5 protein-coding genes are annotated in these 4,731 nt (G+C 62.1%); 3 read left to right on the top strand and 2 right to left on the bottom strand.

All coding sequences use genetic code 11. The features are described 5' to 3' along the window. Positions 1-933, bottom strand: a 933-nt coding sequence (locus tag EN906_RS23420) for a glycerophosphodiester phosphodiesterase family protein (protein ID WP_127375412.1), incomplete at its 3' end; no start/stop codon positions are given. Between the two features lie 121 nt (positions 934-1,054). Continuing rightward, positions 1,055-2,311, bottom strand: a complete 1,257-nt coding sequence (locus tag EN906_RS23415; protein ID WP_127269951.1) for a cyclopropane-fatty-acyl-phospholipid synthase family protein — start codon at positions 2,309-2,311, stop codon at positions 1,055-1,057. A gap of 557 nt (positions 2,312-2,868) precedes the next feature. On the opposite strand from EN906_RS23415, the gene EN906_RS23410 reads away from it, so the two are divergent. From EN906_RS23410 to kdsA, 3 genes are all read left to right on the top strand, one after another. Beyond that, complete coding sequence (locus EN906_RS23410) at positions 2,869-3,159, top strand: Dabb family protein (protein ID WP_023812050.1); 291 nt, start codon at positions 2,869-2,871, stop codon at positions 3,157-3,159. A gap of 112 nt (positions 3,160-3,271) precedes the next feature. Continuing rightward, positions 3,272-4,162 (top strand): VOC family protein, encoded by an 891-nt coding sequence (locus EN906_RS23405; protein WP_127269947.1) that lies wholly within the window; start codon positions 3,272-3,274, stop codon positions 4,160-4,162. Next, the coding region (gene kdsA / locus EN906_RS23400) for a 3-deoxy-8-phosphooctulonate synthase (protein WP_127375411.1) at positions 4,159-4,731 on the top strand (573 nt) is incomplete at its 3' end. The genes EN906_RS23405 and kdsA, both read left to right, overlap by 4 nt.

The raw sequence follows: 4,731 nt of genomic DNA, 5'->3' as shown, positions 1-4,731 counted from the left end.
CGTGGAAATGCCGCCGGAATAGCCGTCCGGCAGTTGCTTGATCAGTTCGGGATCGTCGAGCCCTTGCGAAAAGTCGCCGCCGGAATAAGGGCCGAGCAGATAGACGCGGCTGTCGACTCGTTGCATGCGATCGAGAAACCGGTTCGGCCACCCCCACATCCATTTCGCGACGTTGACGGGGATGAGCAAGGTGCCTCTGCGGCAGGCATCCGGAACGTAGCCGCTCCAGCCAATCGCGGCATAGCGCAGGATGCATTGCGTCAGCGATGCGCGGCTTAGCGTATGCATGTCCGGCAGTGCTGCCTTGACGGCGGCGATCGGCTTATCGCCACCATAGACCGACAGATAACCGCGCTCGGCTGGAGACAGCGTGGCAAGCCAGGCGGCCAGCTTTTCGCCTTCGCCCGGATCGTTGCTCTTGACGTTGATGTTGAAGCGGCGGGCCGGGAAGTGCGCCAGAACCTCATCCAGCGATGGCATCATGCCGATACCCTTGCCGCGGAATGGAAAGGTCTTGCCGCCATCCGCCGTATAGCCATAGCCGACATCGAGGGTCTTCAACTCGGCCATGGAATGGCTGCGCGTTTCTCCCTTGCCTTCCGTGCGGCAATCCAGCGTCCAGTCATGGAAGACGGCGAACTTGCCGTCCGTCGTCGGGTGAACATCCAGTTCGAGCGCGTCAGCGCCCAGCGCGAAGGCGGCCTCCATCGAGGGAATTGTGTTTTCGAGGTAGCCATGGCGCGGCGGCAACATGCGACTGGCCGTGCAAGTCTGTCCTGTCATGCCTGCGCGCAAATAATCCTGGGCAAGGCCGCGATGGGCAAGCATCTCCGGCTTGCCGGCGGGGCGACTCGATAACAGCGAGGTGTTGTTGAGCCAGATGCCCACCGCAGCGACACCAATGACGCCGAAGAAGATCGTCCGTCTGCGCATCAGGTGATTTCCGATTCGTCCGTCCTGCGCGGCATTCTGCTTCGCGATCGGACTTTTTGACGGCGACGACGCGGCTATGTCGCGATCATGCTCGACATAGCCTGTTCAAGAGCGTGTCGGCTTACGCCTTGTAGACCACTTGGCGCACGTCGATGTAGCTGGCGCGGAATCCGGCCTCGCAATAGTGCAGGTAGAACTCCCAGAGCTTCTTGAACCGGTCGTCGAAGCCGAGCGGGACGATCTTTTCCCATGACGCCCAGAACCGGTGGCGCCACTCGGCAAGCGTGCGCGCGTAGTCGTCCGGAAACACGCGCTCGCGCAGATGGGCAAGGCCATGATCCTTGCCGAGCGCCTTCAGGATCGACGGCGTCGGCAGCATGCCGCCCGGGAAGACGTAGCGCTGGATGAAATCCGGCCTTGCGCGATAGGTGTCGTAGGCGGCTTCGTTGATGGTGATGATCTGCAGGCCGGCGGTGCCGCCAGGCCTTAGACAGGCCTTCATCTTGCCGAAAAACACCGGCCAGTATTTCTCGCCGACCGCCTCGAACATCTCGATCGAGGCGATGCGGTCATAGGTGCCGGTTTCGTCGCGATAATCCTGCAGCTTGATGTCGACCTTGTCGGCAAGACCAGCCCTGGCGATGCGAGCCGTGGCAAAATCGTGCTGCTCGCGGCTGATCGTCAGCCCGGTCACGCGGCAGCCGATCTCGCGCGCCGCGAATTCGGCGAAGCCACCCCAGCCGCAACCGATTTCCAGCACATGGTCCTTCGGACCGATCCCTGTATCCTTCGCCAGAGCGCGATATTTGGCGGCCTGGGCGCCTTCCAGGTCGTTGGCACCGGTCGTGTAGAGCGCCGAGGAATAGGTCATGCTCGGATCGAGCCATTCCTTGTAGAAGGCGTTGCCGAGGTCGTAATGCGCCGAGATATTGCGTTTCGAACCGGTGCGCGTGTTCTGGTTGAACCAGTGGCGGATGCGCTGGACGGTGTTGATCAGCCAACTGGTGCCGCCCGCGATACGCTCGCCAATGACCGAATTGACCACGAACAGCTCCAGGAAGCTGGTCACATCAGGGCTTTCCCAATCGCCGTCCATATAGGATTCGGCAACGCCGATCGTGCCGCCGGAAAAGGCGCGGCCGGGCAAGCGCCAATTCTTCAGCACCAGTTCGGCATCCGGGCCAGGTCCCTTGCCGCCGACGAGCACGGCGCGGCCGTCCGGCAGCCTCACCCTGAGCGAACCGCGAGGCAGGTTCATCGCCGCCGACAGCACCATGCGCGCTTTCGCCGGCAGACCTTTGACGATCTCCGCGAAGTTGAATTCATCGAGCCTGACCGCGTCGCTCAATGCTACGCCAACATGTTCCTTTTGCGCCATCTCATGCCCCTGGATTTCCGCGGTGCCGGCGCAAATTGCCGGACCACGGTTCTCTTGGATCATTCGCCAGCTTCGAACGCCGCCGCGACCGGTTCGTCGGCGAGCGGGCTCGAACGAAGTGCGCGCCCCCTACCAGAGCTTCAGCGCTTCCCGGTGAATCCGTGCGACAATCTTCCACGTCATGCGGGGAAACTTCAAGGGGCAGGCTGCAAGCGGGGCTGTGCCAAGCAGATTGCTCCCGCCGGCGGGCATCTGTGCCTGTGCACAGCCAAGGCGCAGCGCGTCAAAAAACGCCTATGACCGCAGAATTCCTTGTGCGATAGATTTAGCCATGCGTTATGTAATCGTCATTGCCGCCATCGCATTTTTTTTGATCTGGGATGGCATGTACAATCAGGGCCGCTATCTCGACACCGCTGTGAGAGAGCTTAGCCATGTTGTGCGATATGTTACCAGCAAAGCTTAACTCCAGTGGCAGCAGCCGCGACATCCTTGTCGATTGACGCCAACGTCCTGCCGTCACAAAAGACCCCGGCACTTTGATCGAGGAGGCGGGGTTGATCCGGCATATCGTTTTCTTCAGCGCGCGGCGAAAAGAGGATGTCGAGGCCGTGCGCACCGGCTTGCTGGCGCTCGGCGACATTCCTCATTCCAGCCTGTTCGAGGTCACGCTCAACACCAAGGTGGACCCGCTGTCCGATGAGGTCGACGTGGTCGTCTATGCGGAGTTCGCCGATGACGCCGCGCTGGCCGCCTACAAGGCGCACCCGCTCTACGCGCAGACCACCAGCAAGGTCAAACCAATGCGTGAACTGCGCTATTCCGCCGATGTCGTCGCGGGGAGCTGATCGAACCTTGCTCCAAGGGCGCCTTTCGACGGCCGGTGAATTGACGGGCGAACTGGCCGGTATTGCGATCAAGTCTTGAACGGCTTTGCGGAATGATGCACATCGCGCCTGCATGACCAAAACCGCAGCCGCAGGCACTCATCCGCTCGATCATCTGGTGCTGCCGACGCACAGCCTCGATGTGGCGCGAGGCCGGCTCACCGCGCTTGGCTTCGTCGTTGCCCCGGCCGGTATCCATCCGTTCGGAACGGAAAACTGCTGTGTTTTCCTGGCCGACGGCACCTATCTCGAACCTTTGGCGGTCGGCGACGAGCAGGTGGCGGCAAAGGCTATCGCAGACGGCAATGTCTTCGTCGCGCGTGATCGCGCCTATCGCGACAGCAACGGCGACGAGGGATTTTCCGCCATTGTTCTGGGCACGGGCAATGCCGATGCCGACCATGCACGCTATGTCGATGCCGGCATCTCGGCGGGAGACATGCTGGGTTTTTCGCGCGCCTTCACCGACCCGGCCGGCAAAAGCGACGTCGCGTCGTTCAAGCTCGCCTTTGCGGCCGGAGCCGAGGCCACGGACGCCTTCCTGTTTGCCTGCGAGCGGGTCAACGCGCCTGATGTTGATCGCACGGCTTTGCAGGCCCACGCCAACGGCGCGACCGGAATTGTCGAGATCTTGGCGGTCAGCGATGCGCCCGGAAAGCAGCATGGGCTGATTTCCGTGGCGGTGGATGATCCGGCCGCCGACGGGCAGGGCGGCATTTTTCCCTTGCCGAATGCGGATTTGAGCGTGCTTGACCGCGCGGCTTTCACCGCGCGCTTCGGCCTGCCGGCCGGCGCGCCGACAGATCTACGCTTCGCAGCGGTGGTCTTTTCGGTTCGGAACGCCGATGTGACATCAAGGCTGCTTGCAGCCAATTCCGTCCAACACGATATAGCGGGCAATGATATCGTCGTGCGGCGTGCACCCGGACAGGGCGCGGCCTTTATCTTCCGGGAGATCCCATGAGCAAGCCGCAAGCGTCCAATTCGATGGCGCCCAATTCGTCTGTAGCCGTCGGCAATGTCGTCTTCGACAACAGGGCGGCTTTGTCCCTGATCGCCGGCCCGTGCCAGTTTGAATCGCGCCAGCATGCCTTCGACATGGCCGGCGCACTGAAGGAACTGACCGGCAGGCTCGGCATAGGCCTCGTCTACAAGACCAGCTACGACAAGGCCAACCGCACCTCGCTGTCGGCGACGCGCGGCGCCGGCATGGACGCAGCCCTTCCCGTCTTCGACGAACTGCGCAAGGAATTTTCGCTCCCCGTGCTGACCGATGTCCACACCGAGGAGCAGTGCGCGATCGTCGCGCCGCATGTCGATGTCCTGCAGATTCCGGCTTTCCTGTCGCGCCAGACGGACATGCTGGTCGCCGCCGCAAGGACCGGCAAGGTTATCAATGTGAAGAAGGGGCAGTTCCTCGCCCCCTGGGACATGAAGAACGTCGTCGCCAAGATCACCGGATCCGGCAATGCCAATGTGCTGACCACCGAGCGCGGCGCCTCCTTCGGCTACAACACGCTGGTCTCCGACATG

Origin of the sequence: Mesorhizobium sp. M7A.F.Ca.CA.004.06.1.1, from assembly GCF_003999135.1 — a bacterium.
Classification (GTDB): Bacteria; Pseudomonadota; Alphaproteobacteria; order Rhizobiales; family Rhizobiaceae; genus Mesorhizobium.
This window is presented reverse-complemented; position numbering and strand designations above follow the sequence as displayed.

Excerpts from the sequence above, each read along its gene's own strand:
- EN906_RS23415 (WP_127269951.1), bottom strand. The coding sequence starts at position 2,311 with ATGGCGCAAAAGGAACATGTTGGCGTAGCATTGAGCGACGCGGTCAGG.
- EN906_RS23405 (WP_127269947.1), top strand. The coding sequence starts at position 3,272 with ATGACCAAAACCGCAGCCGCAGGCACTCATCCGCTCGATCATCTGGTG.